At 58.5% G+C, this 19165-nt stretch carries 17 protein-coding genes; 10 read left to right on the top strand and 7 right to left on the bottom strand.

The genetic code is table 11. The annotated features are described in order from the left end of the window. Positions 1-43: 43 nt before the first annotated feature. Genes EL26_RS03260 through EL26_RS03250 form a run of 3 tightly spaced genes read left to right on the top strand, consistent with a single transcriptional unit; the run spans position 44 to position 1699 of the window. Positions 44-985 (top strand): ROK family glucokinase, encoded by a 942-nt coding sequence (locus EL26_RS03260; RefSeq protein ID WP_038084471.1) that lies wholly within the window; start codon positions 44-46, stop codon positions 983-985. Positions 986-988: 3 nt separating this feature from the next. Beyond that, positions 989-1396 (top strand): HNH endonuclease, encoded by a 408-nt coding sequence (locus tag EL26_RS23360; RefSeq protein WP_052035934.1) that lies wholly within the window; start codon positions 989-991, stop codon positions 1394-1396. Positions 1397-1408: 12 nt separating this feature from the next. Beyond that, positions 1409-1699 carry a DUF1292 domain-containing protein gene (locus tag EL26_RS03250; RefSeq protein ID WP_038084469.1) on the top strand — a complete coding sequence of 97 codons (291 nt, stop codon included), beginning with the start codon at positions 1409-1411 and terminating at the stop codon, positions 1697-1699. 108 nt (positions 1700-1807) lie between these two features. Here the strand turns inward: EL26_RS03250 and EL26_RS03245 are convergent, their stop codons facing one another. From EL26_RS03245 to EL26_RS03230, 4 genes are all read right to left on the bottom strand, one after another. Further along, entirely contained in the window at positions 1808-2542 is a 735-nt protein-coding gene (locus tag EL26_RS03245; protein ID WP_038084468.1) for an exonuclease domain-containing protein, read from the bottom strand. A gap of 16 nt (positions 2543-2558) precedes the next feature. After that, positions 2559-3617 carry a DUF294 nucleotidyltransferase-like domain-containing protein gene (locus EL26_RS03240; protein ID WP_052035933.1) on the bottom strand — a complete coding sequence of 353 codons (1059 nt, stop codon included), beginning with the start codon at positions 3615-3617 and terminating at the stop codon, positions 2559-2561. Positions 3618-3633: 16 nt separating this feature from the next. Further along, on the bottom strand, positions 3634-4971 hold the full coding sequence (locus EL26_RS03235; protein ID WP_038084743.1) for an ammonium transporter: 1338 nt from the start codon (positions 4969-4971) through the stop codon (positions 3634-3636). 296 nt (positions 4972-5267) lie between these two features. Continuing rightward, positions 5268-7169, bottom strand: coding sequence for a DUF2334 domain-containing protein (locus EL26_RS03230; RefSeq protein ID WP_038084465.1), 1902 nt, complete (start codon positions 7167-7169; stop codon positions 5268-5270). A gap of 218 nt (positions 7170-7387) precedes the next feature. Here EL26_RS03230 and EL26_RS03225 point away from each other — a divergent pair, with 218 nt between their 5' ends. From EL26_RS03225 to EL26_RS03215, 3 genes are all read left to right on the top strand, one after another. Further along, on the top strand, positions 7388-9781 hold the full coding sequence (locus EL26_RS03225) for an immune inhibitor A domain-containing protein (protein ID WP_038084463.1): 2394 nt from the start codon (positions 7388-7390) through the stop codon (positions 9779-9781). Between the two features lie 155 nt (positions 9782-9936). Beyond that, entirely contained in the window at positions 9937-10875 is a 939-nt protein-coding gene (locus EL26_RS03220; RefSeq protein WP_052035932.1) for a carbohydrate kinase family protein, read from the top strand. A gap of 93 nt (positions 10876-10968) precedes the next feature. After that, positions 10969-11184, top strand: coding sequence for a hypothetical protein (locus EL26_RS03215; protein WP_038084462.1), 216 nt, complete (start codon positions 10969-10971; stop codon positions 11182-11184). A 108-nt stretch (positions 11185-11292) separates the two neighbouring features. On the opposite strand, the gene EL26_RS03210 is transcribed toward EL26_RS03215, so the two are convergent. The 3 genes from EL26_RS03210 to EL26_RS03200 form a co-directional block, all read right to left on the bottom strand. Further along, on the bottom strand, positions 11293-11868 hold the full coding sequence (locus EL26_RS03210) for a CHAP domain-containing protein (RefSeq protein ID WP_038084460.1): 576 nt from the start codon (positions 11866-11868) through the stop codon (positions 11293-11295). Positions 11869-11976: 108 nt separating this feature from the next. Beyond that, positions 11977-12318, bottom strand: coding sequence for a hypothetical protein (locus EL26_RS03205; protein ID WP_038084457.1), 342 nt, complete (start codon positions 12316-12318; stop codon positions 11977-11979). 98 nt (positions 12319-12416) lie between these two features. Further along, entirely contained in the window at positions 12417-12821 is a 405-nt protein-coding gene (locus EL26_RS03200; RefSeq protein WP_038084455.1) for an acyl-CoA thioesterase, read from the bottom strand. A 79-nt stretch (positions 12822-12900) separates the two neighbouring features. Between EL26_RS03200 and EL26_RS03195 the strand changes: the two genes are divergently transcribed. From EL26_RS03195 to EL26_RS03175, 4 genes are all read left to right on the top strand, one after another. Then, positions 12901-14172 carry a M48 family metallopeptidase gene (locus tag EL26_RS03195; RefSeq protein WP_052035931.1) on the top strand — a complete coding sequence of 424 codons (1272 nt, stop codon included), beginning with the start codon at positions 12901-12903 and terminating at the stop codon, positions 14170-14172. Between the two features lie 140 nt (positions 14173-14312). Beyond that, positions 14313-17153 carry an S-layer homology domain-containing protein gene (locus EL26_RS03190; RefSeq protein WP_038084452.1) on the top strand — a complete coding sequence of 947 codons (2841 nt, stop codon included), beginning with the start codon at positions 14313-14315 and terminating at the stop codon, positions 17151-17153. Positions 17154-17250: 97 nt separating this feature from the next. Then, entirely contained in the window at positions 17251-18537 is a 1287-nt protein-coding gene (locus tag EL26_RS03185; protein WP_081856945.1) for an FAD-dependent oxidoreductase, read from the top strand. A 111-nt stretch (positions 18538-18648) separates the two neighbouring features. After that, a complete protein-coding gene (locus EL26_RS03175) occupies positions 18649-19131 on the top strand; it encodes a peroxiredoxin (protein ID WP_081856944.1) in 483 nt (160 codons plus the stop codon). Positions 19132-19165: the final 34 nt, after the last annotated feature.

The raw sequence follows: 19165 nt of genomic DNA, 5'->3' as shown, positions 1-19165 counted from the left end.
GTTTTTCATGTGGCTTCTTTTTACATAGGGGGGTATGGAAATCATGCGCAAATGGATTGGACTCGACGTGGGCGGCACCACGATCAAGGGAGCTGCCGTTTTGGAAGACGGCTCGATCGTCTACAAAGAAGAACGTCCGACCGAATCGGAGCAGGGCACACCGCACATGCTCGATCGGATGGCGCAATTTGTTCGCGATCTCGCGAAATCCGCAGGCTGGTCGTTTGACGACGTAGCGGGCGTGGGCGTGGGCGTTCCGGCGTTTATCGACTTTGCGACGGGCTTTGTCGAGCGCGCCGTCAACATCGGTTGGTACGACGTGGCGCTCGTCGACGAATTGAAAAAACGCCTGGGCGACAACATCCCGGTGGCGATCGAGAACGACGCAAACGCTGCGGGCCTTGGTGAAACGTGGGCAGGCGGCGGCAAGGGCTTTGATGACGCGCTGTTCGTGACGCTCGGCACAGGAGTCGGCGGCGGGATTCTCGTCGACGGCAAGATCGTGCACGGATCGAACGGCATGGCGGGCGAAATCGGCCACATCACGATCGACCCGAACGGCCGACTGTGCAATTGCGGTCGCATCGGGTGCTTGGAGACGATCTCCTCGGCAACCGGCATCGTGGCGGCGGCGCAGGAGCGGATTGCGGGTGAAGCAACAACGCTTAAGGAAGAAGAAATCCTGAGCACGCGCATCGTGTTCGAACACGCGGAACGCGGCGACCGTGTCGCGCAAGAAGTCGTGGCGTACGCGATTGACCGCTTGGGGTTTGCGCTGGCGAACATCGGCTGCACGTTAAATCCGCAAGTCATCGTCGTCGGCGGCGGCGTGGCGGCGGCAGGAGAGACGCTGCTCAACCAATTGAAGGACGCGTTTGCGCGCTATGCTCTGCCGCGAGTGACGGCGGGCACGGCGATCACGCTGGCCGAACTGGGAAACGACGCGGGCGTCATCGGCGCGGCGCTCTTGCAAGTCCGCAACTAGCGCATGGCAGAGCGGACGTCCACCCGCAAACAAGCGCGTGAACAACGGGCGGAACTGATGAAGCGCAACGACTTCAATCCGGCGGTGCGCGCGCACATCCGGGAGCGGGACGGCGAACGTTGCGTGCTTTGCGGGCGGCCGGGTCGGGAAGTGCACCACATCCTCCCGCGCGCGCAAGGGGGGCTTGGCACGGCGGACAACGGGATTTGTCTCGACGGTCCCTGCCACCACCAAGCCCACCGCCAGCCGCAGGTGCAAAAGCAACTTCAACGCTTCCGGGAACGCATCTTGCTCCCGTACTACGGTCTTGCCGATGCCGATGAGCACGTTTCGGTGCAGGCGATTGAAGACCTGCGGGCTTTGCAGGAAGCGGAGCTGGTGAGTTTGCTGCCGCTGCGTAAGATGAAGTGAGGAGAGATCGCGATGAGAAACGAGATTGGATTGATGGAGGAGAACCTCGACAACCTCGTCGGGCAACAACTGCATCTGGAGATCAACGACCAAGGGGTGTTTGACTACGACATCGTCAAACTGTTCGCCGTGAACAACACCCGCTATCTGTTGGCGCAGCGCCTCTCCGACGAGCGCGAAGGCTATCTCATGAAGCTCGACGACCTCGGTGACGACTGGTACACCCTGCGCGACATCGAAGACGACGCCGAGTGGGAAGCGGTTCGTGCGGCGTCCGAGTACACGGGAGTCTTGCACCGCTAACTTTGCTTTTTAAAAAAGGAGTCTGCCGTCATTGGCAGACTCTTTTTTACTAGCGTTGCACCGCTTCCAACCCGCGCAAAAAAAAGCGCCGTTCCACAGGAAGTGAAACTACGCTCTTTTCGCCAAGACAACCTGCTCAATGAAGTCGCCGAGCGAGGAAACGCCCCGCGTCAACGCTTCTTGGACGAAGCACGACCACAACTGTGCCGTCATCTGCGCATCTCCAATCGCCGTATGCCGCCCGACTACCGGAATCTCGTACAACGCCAGCAACTCATCGAGCGTGAACGACGTCAACTCCGGATGCAGCCAGCGGGCGACGTCCACCGTGTCGAGGACGCGGTGGGGGAACTGGGCTTTGTATGTTTTTTTCAGCCCCGCGTTGAGGAAGCGCATGTCGTGCCCGGCATGATGGGCGACGAGAACGGCATCGTGCACGAATTGTAAAAACAACAGCATCACGTCCCGAAGCGGCGGCGCGGCGGCCACCGCCTCGTCGGTGAGACCGGTCAACTGGACGACGTGCGGCGGAATCGCTTGCGGCGGGTCGGGGCGGACGAGCGAGTTCAGTTTTTTCCGCTGCACGCGGTGTCCCAACACTTCCACCGCCCCGATGGAGAGCAGCGCGTCGTCGCCGGGCTGGAACCCGGTCGTCTCCGTATCGACGACGACAAACCGCACGTCCGTCAGCCGCATCTCCCACGCCGCTTTGGTTTTCGCTTCCCGCAAAGTGTGCCGAAAGAGGGCCTGGGAACTCATCTCCGCTTGCGTTGTCGACGCCAGCAGCTCTTGCAGCGGAGTTTTCACAAACCGACGGAAAAAACCAAATCGATTCGACTCCACACAAGCCCCCTCCTCCTCATCCGTTTGATCTGGGTTTCACAAAAAACTTCGCGGTGCGCTTTTGCAGCACCCGCACCGATTTCAAAACCGACTTCAACGGCAACACCTCTCCGACCGGCAACGCATCGGGCCGGACGTAGTTGCCCCACAGCCGCAAGTGGTGCAGGTATTCATTCGCCTCCTGCACCGGACGAGCCTGTTGTGCCGTCCAGACGCCGCGCGCGACCAACTCCGCAATCCGCCCGCCGGTGTTCGTTTCGACGATCCCGTGCGCCAACGCCCACAGGCGGACGGAGTTGACGAGCGGCAGATACCCGCCGTCCTTGAGGTTCAACTGTCCGGCGCGCTCGCCCCACAACTCCGTGCGAAAGCGATCCCGGAAGTCGAGTCCGGTTTTCTGCGAGAGGCAGCGGTCTGCCGTTTGCCATTTCAAGTACGCCATCTGCGGCACCTGTTCCACCAGCCACTTTCGCAACTCGTGCGCAAGCGACGCATCTCCTGCGAGCGGCCGCACGTCGGACGCGATCAACAGCAATCTCGTGTTGCTCCAATCGGGGAAGTCCGCATACTCGCGAAACTGTGTCTTCCACTGCTCGACGCTGCCGTTCCAGCGCGGATTCGCCGCCATCACAAACCCGTCGCAAAACGGATACCCGACCTCTTCCAGCCGCGCGTTCCCCCTCTCGCCAAGCCGTTGAAAAAACGCCCCCTCCCGCATCCGTCCCTGCTCATCGGAGGCAAGACTCCGGTAGACCAATCCGTTGTCCTGATCGGGGTGCAGCGTCATCTCCTGCCGCCCGCCGCTGCCGAGCACCAGCCAGCAAAACGGGGCGGGAGGTGTGCCAAGTCCGTTTTTTACCGCGTCTTGCAAGGCGAAGTCGAGGGTGCGGCGCATCAGCAGGTCGTGCCAGAGATTGACGATGGCGCAGAGCTTTGCCGTCGGCATTCCGCGCACCGACCAGCGCTCGGCGACGCCGGGCATGAGCTCGCGCAGACGGCGGAGGTCGTCAAGACGCTCCGCCGTATCGAGGCGTTGGCGAATCGAGGTCCAGGTGTCTGCCTGATCCGGCTGCATCGCCGATCCCTCCCTTTTATCGGGCTTTCAGATACGCTCCGCCGTGCGGCAATTGTTCCGGATAGCCGGATGCGCCGTGTTCCGACACGTCGAGGCCGATGATCTCCTCTTCGCGGGAGATGCGCAGGCCGACGAGTTTTTTGATCGCGTAGAGCACGAGGAACGATGCGGCGAACACGAACGCAAACGAAGCGACCAACCCGAGCGCTTGCACGCCCAGTTGCGTAAATCCTCCGCCGTAGAACAGTCCCGGTTTCCCGACGCCGAGTTTCTCCACGAGGTCGGGAGCGGCGAAGAAACCGGTGGACAGCGTGCCCCAGATCCCGGCGACGCCGTGGACGGAGAAGGCGCCGACCGGATCGTCGACTTTGGCGACGCGGTCGAAGAACAGCACCGAGAAGACCATGAAGCAGCCGGCGATCGCACCGATGACGACCGCTGCCCACGGTTTGACATACGCGCAAGACGCGGTGATCGCGACGAGCGCGGCGAGCACGCCGTTGAGCATGTAGCCGATGTCCGGTTTTTTCAAGACCAGCCAGCAGGTGAGGAGAGCTGCCACCGCGCCTGCCGCCGCGGCGAGGTTCGTCGTCATCGCGACATACGGGAAGAACGTGCCCTTTGCCATGAACGTCGAGCCTGCGTTGAAGCCGAACCATCCAAACCAGAGAATGATCACGCCGAGCACCGCGTAGACCGTGTTGTGGCCGGGGATCAAATTCGAAGTGCCGTCTTTGTTGTACTTGCCGATGCGCGGACCGAGCAGCATCGCGCCGACGAGCGCCGCCGTGCCGCCTTGCAAATGCACGACGGTGGAGCCTGCGAAATCCTGCATGCCGAGGCTTGCGAGCCAGCCGCCGCCCCACACCCAGTGCGCGATGACCGGATAGATCAAGCCGATGAACAGCGTGCCGAACACGAAGTACACGATCAGTTTCGCGCGCTCCGCAATCCCGCCCCACATGATCGCAAGCGAGACGCCGGCGAACACCGCTTGGAACAGAAACTTCGCGCCCATCGGCACGTCCGTGAACGAGAGCGACGAGAACAGGTTGCCGATCGAGTCATCCGATGTATCCAAGAAAAACCCGTGCGTGCCAATCCATGAAGTACCGTCTCCAAACGAAAACGCAAACCCCGCCGCCCAAAAAACCAACGTGGCGATCGCAAAACTCAGCACGTTTTTCCCCGCGATGTGCCCGGCGTTTTTCATGCGGGTGACGCCCGCTTCCAACAACGCAAATCCCGCCTGCATGAAGAACACCAAAACGGCTGCCAAGATCACCCAAACGGCGTCTACCGCTCGGATGGCGTCTGTGACCGACGGGTCGTCGGCAAACGCCGCCGTCGGCATCGTCAGCCCGGCCGCCGCCAACGCGAGCCCCCATCTCCATTTCTTCACTTGAATCACGCTCCTCGATGAGATGATGTGATGAAAAGTTTGTGTCAGGTAATCTGACATCCCGTGTTGGGTTCATTGTATGCGGAAGTTATGGAATGTTCAAACAATTGGCGGAAGGTGAACGGAATTGAGGTTCCGTCGTAACCGTTTTCACTTGCATTTGCGTTACATCGCATAAAAAAACATCCGGCCCTGAAGATTTCAAGGCCGGATGTTTTGATTTGTTGCATGAACTGCATATTTCGTTGTTACGGTTGCGGTGTCTTCGAGCGGAACGACAGCGAGAGGTCGAGCGTGTGGTGCACGGGATCGAACGCGGCGATGTCGCTGCGCCCGTTTCCGTCGAAATCTGCGGCAAACGCCGTGTGCTCGCCGCTCGCCCACGGACCGTAGAGGTTGTCGTGCGGCTTCAAGTTCGCGCTCCCGGTGTTGTCGAGCTCTTGCCAGATGCCGCTCTCCGGGTCGTACATCGTGACGTCGGTAAGTCCGTCGCCGTTGACGTCTCCGGTAAGCAACTGAGTGGTTTTTTCCGAATGAGGAACGGCGGTGTGCCCGATCTCGTCCCAAGATGCGTTGTTGTTGGACGTGAGGCTGTAGATGCGAATCTCTCGCAACTCCGGCGAGTATACCAGCACGTCGTCGCGCTTGTCGCCGTTGAAATCGCCGCAGCGCACGATCGCATCGTGCGGGAGGGAAGTGACTTTGCGCGCGTCGGCAAAACGGCCGTTGGAGTTCCAGACCGACCAGAGTTCGTCGCCGCGCCGCATCAGCAAGTCGGCGTGCCGGTCGGCGTTGAGATCCGCCATGGCGACCAGATCAAAACCGCCGGGCAGCGTGCCGATCGCTCGGGCATCCTCGAACTTCGAACCGTTCGAACGGAAGAGGCGCAGGGTGCCGTTGGCTTTGTCGTACGCCAGCAGGTCGTCTAGTCCGTCGGAGTCGGCATCGCCGAGCAGGAATTGCTCAGACGGAGCAAACGTCGTCTTCAACCATTCGCGCCCAGCCGGTTGCGTGCGGTTGCGCGGCCATTCGTAGTTGCCGGTGAACACTTGGATGCGATTCTGGTCGCGAACCACAACGTCTGTGGAACGGCTGCCGCTGACGTGGCCGAGCAGCAGGTCGTGCGCTTCTGTGCCCAGCGGCAATTCCACGCGGTGCGCGGGCGTGTACGGCAACACGTCGTAGATCGATTCCCATTGAAATCCCCGTTCGCGGAATCCGTCGACCAACCGATGCAGGTTGGACGGCGCTCCCGACTTATACCGATATTCCGGGAGCCCGTCGCGCACGACGGGCTTGCCGTCCTTGCCGAGCACCGGTTCGAGGAACGGGAATTCGAGGAACGGATGGTAGTACATCGCGCCGAGGCCGCGATACGTATCGAGGCGGTTCAGCACGTTGGTGACGCTGGCTGCGTCCGTGATGTACTTCAGCGGAGCCGGAATGTACGCCGACCCGAGCGTCGGCGAGCCGAACGTGTTCTCCGTCTCGTACATCGTCATGTCTTTAAACGAGCGCAGCGAGCGGAAGTCCGGCTGGTAGAGCACCCCCATGTAGGAGCGGAACACTTCCTCTTGTTCGCGGGTGTCGTTGTAGTGCGGCGATTCCCAAAAGCCGGGCACGAACCCGACTTTGTAGAACGCGGCGAGGCTCTTTTGGATTTTGTCCGACGCGTACTCCGGTGTCAGGGTTTCATCGGCCCCCTTGACGTTGAACTCAAAGCCGGTGCCCGAGTCTTGGTTGTGATCCGAGCGCTTGGCGTCGCCGTATTGGTGCGTGTATCCGTGCATGCCGAGCACCGCGCCGTGATCTTGCGCGTCGCGCAACAGATTGATAAACGCTTTTACGGTGTCATCCGGGTTCGGGTCGTCGATGCCCTTCTCATACCAAGTGCCGTCCGGTTGGATGTGTTTGGAACGCGGGATGGTCGCGACATGAAACGGGACATGCTGACTTTCCAGATATTCGAAAATCGCGCGCAGCTTGCCCAAGTCGTCCAGTGTTTCATACGACCCGCCCGGACCGACATCTTCTAACCGAAGCATCGCGTGATGCTTGTCTTGGTTGGGAAACGCGTTGGTCTGGGTCGGAAGATGCAGCGGCGCGAACACAACGGCGGCCAACAGGACGCCCAGTAGAATTTTTTTCATATAAGAATCCTCTCTGTTGTACTTCCCCTTACAACATTGCCTAGAAAGTGAAGTTTCGTCAAGATTTCAGCGAGGGAAATTGTGTGGTATAAAAAATCAGACACATTTTAAACATATAAAAATTTTTGATAAAAATCTATTGACTCTAAATTTTCCGTCAATTATACTGTCGTTGCACCACACAGATAAAAGGGTTTCTAAGACAAGGGGGCAATGACATGGCAAAGAGAAAGAAAAAAGTGGCTGCTGGCGTCGCGACTGCGATGATGGCAAGTACGCTGCTTACCGGCAACGTGTTCGCAGCACCGCAAACGGACGCTGGAGCAGCATCGGCAGCTCTGGTTCAAGCGGACACTCACGGCGATATCGACATGAATATTGTCAATGAAGATAAACTTCTTGAGTCGTTGATCAATCAGGGGATCATCAACCAAGACGCGACGGACGCAGAGAAACAAGCCGCGCTCCAATCGTACATCCAACTGAAAAGCAAGACCGACTACGACGTAAAAGGTAACGATCCGTTCGCCGCTCAAGTCAAAGCGCAAAACGCTGCGACCCAATCGAAGTTCAAGGGCTTCAACAACGGCCTGCTCAACGGCAACGGCAACAAAAACGGACATTATAAAAAACAGCCGGACCCGGTTCAAGAAACGGCCTACACCGGCCCGGTTCAAACGAAAAAAGTGCTCGTTCTCGCGGTTGAATTTGCAGATTTCGAGCACAACCAAATCAAGCCTGGCGAATCGGACAACTACTACTCCGACTACACCCTGCAACACTACGAAGACATGATCTTCGGCAAAAACGGCTTGACCGGCCCGCACGGCGAAAACCTCGTGTCGCAGCGCCAATTCTACCTCCAGCAATCGGGCGGCACGTTCACCGTCGACGGCAAAGCGTACGGCTGGCTGAAAGTTCCGCACACGGCGGCGTACTACGGGGCGGACAACCCCAAGGGCGGCCATGACAACGTCACGCCAGGCGGCTCGAAACAGTTCGTCAAGGACGTGTACGACGCAGCGCTGGCGGCAGGCATTCCGCTGCAAGACTACGACCAAGAAGATCCGCACGACCTCGACGGCGACGGCAACACGCACGAGCCGGACGGCCTCGTCGACAACTTGATGCTGATTCACTCCGGAATGGGCCAAGAAGCGGGCGGCGGCAAGCTCGGCAACAACGCGATCTGGTCGCACCGCTCGGCGGTCTTCTATGATCCGGACGGTCTTGGCAAAGGATTGCCGGGCTTCTATGACTACATGGTCATGCCGGAAGACGGCGCAACCGGCGTCTTCTCGCACGAATTCGGTCACAACCTCGGACTGCCGGACGAGTATGACACGGTCTACTCCGGCACCGGCGAAGCGATCGGCTATTGGTCGATCATGGCGAGCGGCTCTTGGGCGGGCGACATCCCTGGCGCGGAACCGACCGGCTTCTCACCGTGGGCGAAGCAGTTCTTCCAAGCGACTCTCGGCGGCAACTGGATGTCTCAGAAAGTCGTCAACTGGAACGACATTTCGACCAAGGGGTCACAGTTCCTGCTCGACCAAGCGAACTCTCCGAACGGTCAGAACTATACCCAGTTGCGCGTAAACTTGCCGCAGAAGAAAACCCCGATGCTCGCACCGCTTTCCGGCGCGCATGATTTCTGGGGCGGCAACGGCGACAAAATCGACCGCAACATGGTCACCGCCGTCGACCTGACCGGCAAGGCGCAAGCGTCTCTGAACTTCGATACCTGGTACAACATCGAAGAAGCGTGGGACTACGGATTCGTCCAAGTTTCCACCGACAACGGCGCTTCTTGGAAATCGCTCGCAAACGCCAACACCCGTTCCGACATCGACCCGCAGTCCTACCCGAACATCATCTCTTCCGTTCCGGGCTTCACGGGCAAATCGAACGGCTGGCAAAACCAAACGTTCGACCTCTCGCCATACGCGGGCAAGAAAATCCAACTGCGCTTCCGTTATGCGACGGACGCCGGCACGAACTATGACGGCTTCTTCGTCGACAACATCAAAGTCACGGCAGACGGCAAAACCGTTCTGAACGAGGACGGCGAGCAAGCGACCGATGCGTTCACCTACAACGGCTTCACGAAAAACGACGGCAACAAATACACCGATCACTACTACCTGATGGAATGGCGTAACCAAGCGGGCGTAGACCAAGGTCTGGCGCACCTGCGCCGCGGCGCGTCCCTGATGTCTTACGATCCGGGCCTCGTGGTCTGGTATGTGGACGATTCCTACACCGACAACTGGACCGGCACCCATCCGGGCAAAGGCTTCCTCGGCGTCGTCGACGCTCACCTCGGCCAGAACATGGTCTGGAGCACCGGGGCAACCGCATCGACCCGTTACCAAATCGCAGACGCGGCGTTCGGTCTCGCTCCGACTTCCGGTCTGAACCTGAACTACCCGGGCGTGCAAACGCTGACATACCCGAGCCTGCCGGGCGAGTCGCTGTTTGACGACTCCAAGTCCTTTGCAAACCCGTTCATGCCGGATGCAGGCCGCGACCTGACCTCTTACGGCTTGAAAGTTCGCGTCAACGGTGCAGCGGGCAACAAGTCTGTCGGCGCAGTCGTTCTCTACAAATAATTGAAAAAGGACTCTCTCCGGAAGCGGAGGGAGTTCTTTTTGTTGAGATGGGAGTCAAACTAATTTATAGAATGTGTAAAAAAATGTTGGGTTATGTCGAAAGGCGCAGTATAATAGAATTACTATAGGGGATGACACAGAGGGAGGACGAAACCTTGACGATTACAGTGATCGGGACCGTTTTCGTAGACATCAAAGGCTATGCAAACGCCAAGATCAACGCGGAGTGCAAGAACGTAGGGAATATTGAGTTTGCCAACGGCGGCGTGGGGCGCAACGTTGCGGAAGCGATCGGACGTGCCGGAAACCGAGTGGAGTTTGTGTCCTCCGTGGACATCACCTCCCAAGGCGAATCCGTGGTGGCCGATCTGCAGCAGCTCGGCATCGACACGAACCGCGTGGTGAAAGCAGACCGCGGCATGGGCATGTGGCTTGCCGTTCTCGACTATGATGGAGATTTGGCTTCTTCCATTTCGCAAAAACCGAACTTGCAACCGTTGGAAACCCTTCTGGAGACACAGGGCGAAGAGATCGTCAAGAACACCGACGCCGTTGTATTGGAGTTCGACCTCGGCGAGCGTGTCGTCAATCAGATTTTTGGCTGGGCGAAGCAATACGGCAAGCCGGTCTACGGCATTGTCGGCAACTTGGAAGTGTTGATGCAGCGCAAGACGATGATCAACCAACTGAACCTGTTCATCTGCAACAAAGCCGAAGCGGAGGAATTCCTCGGCTTGACGCTGACCTCTCCGGAGGAGTGCAAGATGGCCGCTCGCGAACTGACCCAAGGCGGGCTGCGAACGGCCGTTATCACGATGGGCGAGCAGGGCAGCGTGTTCTACGACCGCGAGAACAACGAGTTCGGCTTCGTGCCGTGCGAGCCGGTCAAAGTGGTCGACACGACCGGGGCGGGAGACGCATTCTTCTCCGGCACCGTGCACGGGTTGGCAAACGGCTTTGGTTTGACGCAAGCGGTTGAATGCGGAACGAAACTCGCCGCGTGGACGATCTCGTCGAAAGCGAACGTCGACCCGGAAATCGGAGTGAAAGTGCAGAACGACCCGTTGTTCCAACGTGCGCGTGTTCTGAACTAAGAGATACATCTTGAGGATTCCACCAGCATAAGTTCGACGCCACCTTGGTATCTTAAACTGTGTGAGAGTACCATGTGGAAGGGGAATGGTGTCATGACCAACCATCGCATTCAGAAGGACAAGACATACACGCTGTTTGAATTGTCCGATCGTACGGGGATGAGAGTGGCTGAACTTCAAGAGCTGGTACACCGCGGCAAGCTTCCGTCTCATTACACGGACGACACCGAAGTCATCAACGGCAAGGATTTCCTCGAACTGGCTGAGCAAATCGACCAAGCGGAAGGAAACTTCCACCATTACGAGTAACCATGACGAGTCACAACCCACCGCCCACCGCAGAGTCGGGCGGTTTTTTCATACTTTTTTCAAACCGATCGAAAGGTAGAAAAAGAGACCTTCCAACAGGAGGGTCTCTTACTTGTCCTTGGTTTTGAGGCGAATCACGCCTTTGACGCCGCGGTCGAGGATGCGGTTCTCGACGAGCGGCAGCACTTTGCGGGTGTCGTGACCGGAGTTTTGCTCCAGAATCACCACCGCATCCGGGTGCACTTCCGCGATGATGGCGATATGCCCCCAGCCGCCGCCGCGCGTGCGGTCGTACAGCAGCATGTCGTCCGGCTGCACAACGGTCGTGCCGTTCTCATACGCGGTAAAAAACTGTCGGTGCGACGCCCAACCGCCGACGTCCTTGTTCTCCGCCACGCCTTCCCAGATGTCATACGCGCCGGGGCCGGAGTTGTGAAACGGAAAACTCTGCGGGTACAGCGTCGTGTAAAACCGCTCGGCGTACTCCACGCACTGCAGATCATGCCGCGTGTCGATGCCCTTGTACGAATACAACCCGTCCTGCAACGGCTGCACGGCGCCGTTTGACACCACTTCCAGCGCGGTCGGCCGTTTCTCCGCCGCTCCCGCTTCCCACCGCTTCACAGCGTAGGGGGTGGAGACTCCCAACACCAAGACAAACAAAATCAGCCACATGCGTCGCATCGGCAGAACTCCTCCTTGCATCTCACGTTTCTCTCGTGTACATACAGTCGGTGGTAGTATCTGCCCTGTTACAAGTTCTTATGTTTTTATTAGAAGCCCAAGAGACAATCAGCAGATCTGTTGTCTCAGCAGCGCGATCACCCGCTCCAGATGGTTGACGACGAACAACTCCACGCTTCCGTCGACCATTTCCACACGCAATCGCTTGCGCAATCCGCCGCCGAACAGGTCTTTCAAATCGATCGGATGCAAGTCGACCGCTTTGATCTCGTGAAGTTCCGCGCTCCAGTTCTGACCCCACACGTTCGAGTCGAACGGATGGACGACGAACGACAATTTGCGGTTGGTGAGGTACAGTGTACCGCTTACCGCCCGGAACGCGTTCTGCGTCCGATTCGCCAGCCCTGACCATAACGTCTGCTCTCCTGCACTTGTCAAAACATCTTCCATGCAACAACTGCTCCTCAATTGTTAAATAATTTTCTGTGCAACTACCTCAAGTATTATCACACGAAGAGCATTCAATTTCAATTCACAAATCACTAAATCTAATTGTTAAACAACACTCTCAAAGTGTCCGGCGTTGCCTTTCCTTTGCGGGTTTCAATGTCCATCGCCACGGACGTCACCACCGCGTCGGCGCACAGTTCGCCCGCTTGATTGCGAATCTCTTGCTTGAGCGAATACGACGTGTTGCCCATGCGTTCCGGAGCGGTTGTGATGGTCAGTTGGTCGCCTTGCTTGCACTCTTTGCGGTAGTTGATGTTGATGTTCACCGTGACCGTCTGGATTCCCATCTGTGCAAACACATCGTAATGCAGCCCGTTCACTTCGTACCACTCTTCGCGGCCCCATTCGAGGTATTCGAGATATTTGGCGTTGTTCACATGCCCGTTGACGTCAATCTCCGTGGAACGGACAATAATAGTGAGAGTCACTTCTCGTTTTGACATTGGAATCAACCTCCTCTCCTTATCCTACCATGAATGACGACCGGAGATTGCGAATAGGATGATCCAGGGGGGACATGCGATGAAATCGATTCGTGCGAATCTGACACTTCCCGTCTGCTTCTTGATTCTCTTGGGAAGTTTGGGAATGGCGTACTATGTTTTCAAAGATACCGGGCATGTGGTGCAGACGCCGACCGGAGACGAGGCGAATCCGCTGTCGTTTATGAGCACCGCCGAATACCAGCGCACCGAAGACTACTCCCGCCTCAAAGACGCGCTCTACTTCGCAGGCGTCGGCTTCCATTGGGTCGTGCTCCTCTTCGTGCTGGCGGCAGGTCTTTCCGCGAAGATGCGCGACCGAGCCGTGCGGATATTTACACGATCTTCACTTGGGCAAGCGACCGTCTACACCGTGCTGTTTCAAATTCTCGTCACGTTGATCGAGATGCCGCTGGATTGGTACAAGCACATCGTCGACGTCAACTACGGCGTTTCCAACATGACGGGCGGCGCATGGCTGCAAGACAGCTTGATCTCGCTTGGCGTCGACACCGTCATGACGATCCCCGTCATCTGGCTGGCGTGGCTGTTCTTGAAAAAAAGCCCCCGTCGCTGGTGGCTTTGGATGTGGTTGGTGTCCATTCCGCTGACGGCGTTTGTGATCATCATCCAACCGATCGTCGTCGACCCGCTGTACAACGATTTCCGACCTTTGCAAAACCAAGAGCTGAAAACCAAGATCCTCGACCTCGCGCACCAAGCGAACATCCCGAGCGACAACGTCTACGAAGTGGACATGTCGAAGAAAACCAACGCCCTCAACGCCTACGTCAACGGCATCGGGCCCAGCGCCCGCATCGTGCTCTGGGATACGACGCTGCAGAAATTGAACGACGACGAAATCCTGTTCATCATGGGGCACGAGATGGGGCATTACGTGAAGCATCATATCTTGTGGGGCTTTGCCGGAACGGTCGCCGGTACACTGGCGATGGTCTACTTGATCGCGCATGCGTTCCGCCGTCTCGTGCGCTGGATGGGCGAGCACTGGCAGATTCAGCACGCGCACGATCTGTCGGCGGTGCCGCTCGGGCTGTTGCTGATCTCGGTGATTTCCTTCGCTTCGTCGCCGCTTGAGAACTTCGTCGAGCGCTATTACGAGTCGTCGGCGGACACGTACGCCGTGCAAGTCACGGAGAACCCGGAGTCGGGCATCCATTCGTTCCAAAAGCTCGCCCGACTGTCGCTTTCCGACCCGAACCCGCCGGAGATCGTGAAGTTTTTCCGCTACACGCACCCGACGATTTCCGAGCGCATCGAATACCTCGAAAGTCAAGAAACCAAACGCTAAATCGATCAAAAAAGCACTCACTCGCCGGATTGCGGGAGGAGTGCTTTTTTTAAGACTATCTCCCTATGGTCTTCAACGAGAATCAATAGTAGACTGAAATCTACCAAACGATTCACTAGTTGGAGGGAGAGAGAGAAGCAATGTTATGGAAGCAAGGACTCAAGCGAACCGGCGCTTGGGCGTTGAGTTTCGCGCTCATCTTCGGCACCTCGTCTGCGGTAATCCAGCCCGCTTCTGCCGCTTCGGTTGCGCAGATTTACGGCTGGCCGTCCATCATCAGTTCCACCGAGACGCCGAAGATGATCGTGACTAAGGGTGTCACGTACCAAACGTACAGCTACCAAACCTCTTCCGGTCCGATCGTGCTCCATGAGACCTGGACCGACCTCACCGACCCGAACGTGGCGGTGCGCCCGGTTCTCTCGCACGACAATCTGGAGAACGAAAGCAACGAAACGACTTCGCAGATGGCGGTGCGCACAGGCGCGGTCGCCGGGACGAACGGCGATTACTTCGAGCAGTCGGCTTCCGGCATGGCGCTTGGCATGTCGACGCGGGACGGCAACTTGATTCACAGCCCGTCGAGCGCGGCGGTGCTCGGGATCACAAGCGACAACAAAATCGTGATCGACAAGTACAAATTCTCAGGCCTTATCACGGCGGCGAACAACGAATACCGCTATCTCTCCGGCCTGAACGTCCACCCGGCGAGCTATCCGAACGGCTTGATTGTGATGACCCGCGACCTCGGCTTCTGGGAGATGCTCACGAACGCCACCGTCGTCGTTTTGGAGAAGTTGCCGAGCGACGGGCAGTACAAAGTCCACGACATTCTGCCCGCGCAGACGGTGATGGAACTGCCGTATCCGGGCTATGTCAAACTGATCGCTCAAGGGACGGACGCCGTTCCGTTTGTGACGGGGAACATGAAGCCTGGCGACATCGTGAAGATGACGTACGGCACCAATCCCGACTCTTCCAACCTCAAGTATTCCATCGGCGGCGGCCCGATCTTGCTCAAGGGCGGCTCGTGGTACAACGACCCGGTCAAGCCGGATTCCACGCCGAATTATCGCGGTCCGCTGACCGGCGTCGGCATCACGTCGGACGGCCGGCACATGCTGCAAGTGGCGGTCGACGGACGCTCCAGCGAATCGATCGGGTTGACCTATTCGCAGATGGCGAACTATTTCGCATCGCGCGGCATTTCCGACGCGATGCTGCTCGACGGCGGCGGTTCGACCGACATGGTCGTGCGCCAAGCGGGCGATACCAAGGCGACCGTCGCCAACTCTCCGTCTGACGGAGTGGAGCGCCGCGTGGCGAACGGGCTTTTCGTCTACAGCACGTCGGCTCCGGGCAAAGCCACGTACGTCACCGCCAACAACGGCAATCCTGTCGAGCTGTTCAAGACGATGACGCAGAAGATCTCCTCCTACGTCCGCGACGAGAATTACAACCCGCTGCCAAACGAAACGGTCACTTACAAAGTGGAACCGGCAACGCTCGGCACGATCTCGGCAGACGGCACGTTTACGGCGGGCAACGGCGCCGGAAGCGGGCAGATCATCGCGACAGCCTCCAATGGCGCGACGACGGCTGTTCCCGTCACCGTGTTCGACCAAGTCGACACGCTGCAAATCTCGCCTTCTGTGCTTGACCTCGGCAACGGCGAAACGCAATCCTTCACCGTCACGGGCACGTTCCACGGCTCGAAGTTCGCCATGAAGCCGGAGTGGGTGAAATTCTCCACCTCGGACGCATCGCTTGGCACGATCAACGGACAAGGTCTGTTCACGGCGGGTGATCAAAAAGGAACGGTCACCGTCAACGCAACGGTCGGCAGTGTGACCGCTCGCTCCACGCTCGGGATCGGCTATGTCACCAAGACGCTGAACTCGATGGCGAACGCCGGCGAATGGACGCTCAGCACCCGTTGGGGCGACGTGGGCAACTTGAGCGCTTCGACTGCGCAAGTTCACGGCGGCAACCCGGCGTCGCTGGCGGCGAATTACGCGTTCGGCGCCGGAACGGGGCTCAAGCAATTCGTGTTCTATCCGAAAGACACGGTGGCGATTCCAAGCCCCGCCGATCTCGCGACCGTCAACCCGATGGGCGTCGGGGTGTGGGTATACGGAGACAACTCCAACTTGAAACTGGTCGCGTCGTTTGAACGCCCGGACGGCTCGACGATTCAAGCGACGAACCAGCCGCGCGTCAACTTCAACGGGTGGAAGTACGTGACGTTCCGCTTGCCGGACACCGCGAAGTTCCCGCTGAAACTGGACTTCCTCGACATCGTCGCGGAAAACCCGGGGTCTGACGTACACGGCTCGATCTACTTCTCCACGTTTGAATCGGTGTATGCCGCCCGCACGTATGCGGAGCGTCAACCCGACCCGACTCCGCCGCCGACTCCTACGGTGGTTACGTTTGCCGACATCCAAAACCATTGGGGACGCTCGATCATCGAGCAACTGGCGACGAAGGGCGTGATCAGCGGCAAAGACCCGCAGCACTTCGATCCGGAAGGCAACTTGACCCGCGCTGAAGCGGTGACGCTGCTCGTTCGCGCGCTCGGCTTGCAGCCGCAGCCGGAACTGACAGCTTCGTATACGGACGTTTCGAAGGACGCCTGGTACGCCGGAAATGTCGGAGCGGCTGTCAAAGCGGGCATCGCGACCGGGATTGGCAACGGCCAATTTGCACCGGACAACCTCGTCGACCGCAACCAAGCGGCGGCGATGATCTACAATGCCCTGCAATACAAAGGCAAAGCCCCAACCGGCGGCACGCCGATTGCGTTCCAAGACGCTTCGCAAATCGCGCCGTGGGCGAAAGCGAAAATCGACGCGCTCTCCGCCGCGAAACTGCTGAACGGCAACGGAGACGGCACGCTTTCTCCGACCAAAAACACTTCGCGCGCCGAGTCGGCCGTGATGATTCTCAACATGATGAAATACGCGGGACTGCTCAATTGAGCAGTCCTTTTTTCCTGTTTGGGGGCTTGGGGGTTGAGGAAGGATAAGAGGTGAGAGTCCAACTGGCATCATTCATTCACCCAGAGGAGGTCATGCCGTGAAAATCGTTGTCTACACTGCGACCGGTTGCAACTACTGCGCCAAGATCAAGGCAGACTTGAAGCGTTGGGGATTGGAGTACGAAGAGCGCAACGTGACGGAGAACCAAGCGTTTTTTAACGACTTGCACGACCGGGGGATTTTTTCCACGCCGGTGACGTTCTTGGACGACACGCCGGTCATCGGCTATCGTCCGAACAAGATGCGCGACCTGCTCGGCATCACCGAAGAGCAGGACAAGGGTACCGCCAACGTGGCGGGCGGTGACAAGCAAGGGATCACCGAGGAAAAAAAACAACTGGATACGGAGATTTTTACCAAGATGGGAGACGAGATTCTGGGCGAAACGTATGACCTCGTCTGCATCGGCTCGGGGCCTGCGGGCGCCTCGGCCGCCGTCTACGCGGCGCGCGGCAAGTTGAAAACGCTCGTCCTCGACAAAGCGCCCGCCAGCGGTGCGCTTGCGATCACGCACAAGATCGCGAACTACCCCGGCGTGCCGGAAGAGTTGACCGGCCTGGAACTGGTCGACCGCATCCGCCGCCAAGCCAAGGAATTCGGCGCGACGTTCGCCCGCACGAACGTGCTCGGGCTGACAGACCAAGGCGAGATCAAGGAAATTCAGACGGCGGACGGGACGATCAAAGCGAAGTCGGTGTTCATCGCCGTCGGCGCACGCGGGCGGACGAGCAAGCTCAAGGGCGAAGACCTGTTCGAAGGGCGCGGCGTTTCCTACTGCGCGACATGCGACGGCGCGTTCTACAACCAGCGGACGGTCGTCGTCTACGGCGATGACGAAGAAGCGGTGTCGGACGCTTCCACGCTGGCGCAGTTCGCCACCAAGATCTACTTCTTGATGCCGGGCACGAAACTGCGCGGCCAAGCCCATCTCGACGACCTCGACGGGCACGGCAACATCGAGATTCTAAGGGGGCACAAAGTTCGCGAGATCCTCGGCGAGGAAAACGGCAAGCTCCAAGGCGTGCTCGTGGAAAAGTCGGGCGGTGAGACGGAGACGATTCCCTGCGACGGCGTGTTCATCTACTCGGGCGGCAACAAACCGGCGACCGACTGGGTCGGCGACACCGTCAAGCGCGACGAGGACGGCTACATCGTCGTCAACGAGCTGATGGAAACCAGCGCACCGGGGATTTTTGCCGGGGGCGACGCCCGCCGCACGCCGCTTAAACAAGCGGTGATCGCTGCCGCCGACGGCGCTCTCGTGGCGCAAGGGGCGGACAAGTTCGTGAACAAGCGCAAGAAAGTTCTCCCGCAATACAGCTAACCGCTTTCTGTCGCGAACACCGCGTATCGGCGGTGGAAATTTCGGGCAGACTGTCTCCTGTTCAAGCGAAATCGAACACGATGCAGGAATTGAAACAAGGAGGGATATGACATGCCCAAAGGCGCAACCGAAACCAAGACGCTGAAAGTCGGCGACAAGGCACCGGACTTCACGCTCAAGGCACACGGTGACCGCACGGTCAACCTGTCGGACTACCGTGGCAAAAATGTATTCATCGCGTTCTATCCCCTCGACTGGACACCGGTCTGAGGCGCGCAAATGCCTTCGTACGAGGACGATCTGTCCCGTTTCGAAGCGCACAATACCCAGGTTCTGGGTATCAGCGTAGACTCGATCCCCAGTCATGAGGCGTGGCAAAGATCGGTCGGCGGGATTTCCTATCCGCTGCTCTCCGACTTCTGGCCGCACGGTGCAGTTGCAGAGAAGTTCGGTGTTCTGCGCGAGGACGGCATTTCCGAGCGCGCCCTGTTCATCATCGACAAGGAGGGCATCGTTCGCTTCATCGACGTGCACCCGATTGGGGAGCAACCGGACAACGATGAACTGTTCGAAGTGCTCAAAGACCTCAAGTAGAGGCAAACATAAAGGCACACTCCTGAGACGGAGT

Source organism: Tumebacillus flagellatus, assembly GCF_000714935.1.
GTDB lineage: Bacteria > Bacillota > Bacilli > Tumebacillales > Tumebacillaceae > Tumebacillus > Tumebacillus flagellatus.
The sequence above is the reverse complement of the archived record's forward strand: the minus strand, read 5'-3'. Positions and strand labels throughout refer to the sequence as shown.

Coding starts and splice junctions, on each gene's coding strand:
- EL26_RS03210 (WP_038084460.1), bottom strand. CDS start 11,868: ATGCGACGCATGTGGCTGATTTTGTTTGTCTTGGTGTTGGGAGTCTCC.
- EL26_RS03200 (WP_038084455.1), bottom strand. CDS start 12,821: ATGTCAAAACGAGAAGTGACTCTCACTATTATTGTCCGTTCCACGGAG.
- EL26_RS03195 (WP_052035931.1), top strand. CDS start 12,901: ATGAAATCGATTCGTGCGAATCTGACACTTCCCGTCTGCTTCTTGATT.
- EL26_RS03190 (WP_038084452.1), top strand. CDS start 14,313: ATGTTATGGAAGCAAGGACTCAAGCGAACCGGCGCTTGGGCGTTGAGT.
- EL26_RS03250 (WP_038084469.1), top strand. CDS start 1,409: ATGAGAAACGAGATTGGATTGATGGAGGAGAACCTCGACAACCTCGTC.
- EL26_RS23360 (WP_052035934.1), top strand. CDS start 989: ATGGCAGAGCGGACGTCCACCCGCAAACAAGCGCGTGAACAACGGGCG.
- EL26_RS03230 (WP_038084465.1), bottom strand. CDS start 7,169: ATGAAAAAAATTCTACTGGGCGTCCTGTTGGCCGCCGTTGTGTTCGCG.
- EL26_RS03215 (WP_038084462.1), top strand. CDS start 10,969: ATGACCAACCATCGCATTCAGAAGGACAAGACATACACGCTGTTTGAA.
- EL26_RS03205 (WP_038084457.1), bottom strand. CDS start 12,318: ATGGAAGATGTTTTGACAAGTGCAGGAGAGCAGACGTTATGGTCAGGG.
- EL26_RS03225 (WP_038084463.1), top strand. CDS start 7,388: ATGGCAAAGAGAAAGAAAAAAGTGGCTGCTGGCGTCGCGACTGCGATG.
- EL26_RS03260 (WP_038084471.1), top strand. CDS start 44: ATGCGCAAATGGATTGGACTCGACGTGGGCGGCACCACGATCAAGGGA.
- EL26_RS03240 (WP_052035933.1), bottom strand. CDS start 3,617: ATGCAGCCGGATCAGGCAGACACCTGGACCTCGATTCGCCAACGCCTC.
- EL26_RS03235 (WP_038084743.1), bottom strand. CDS start 4,971: ATGCCGACGGCGGCGTTTGCCGACGACCCGTCGGTCACAGACGCCATC.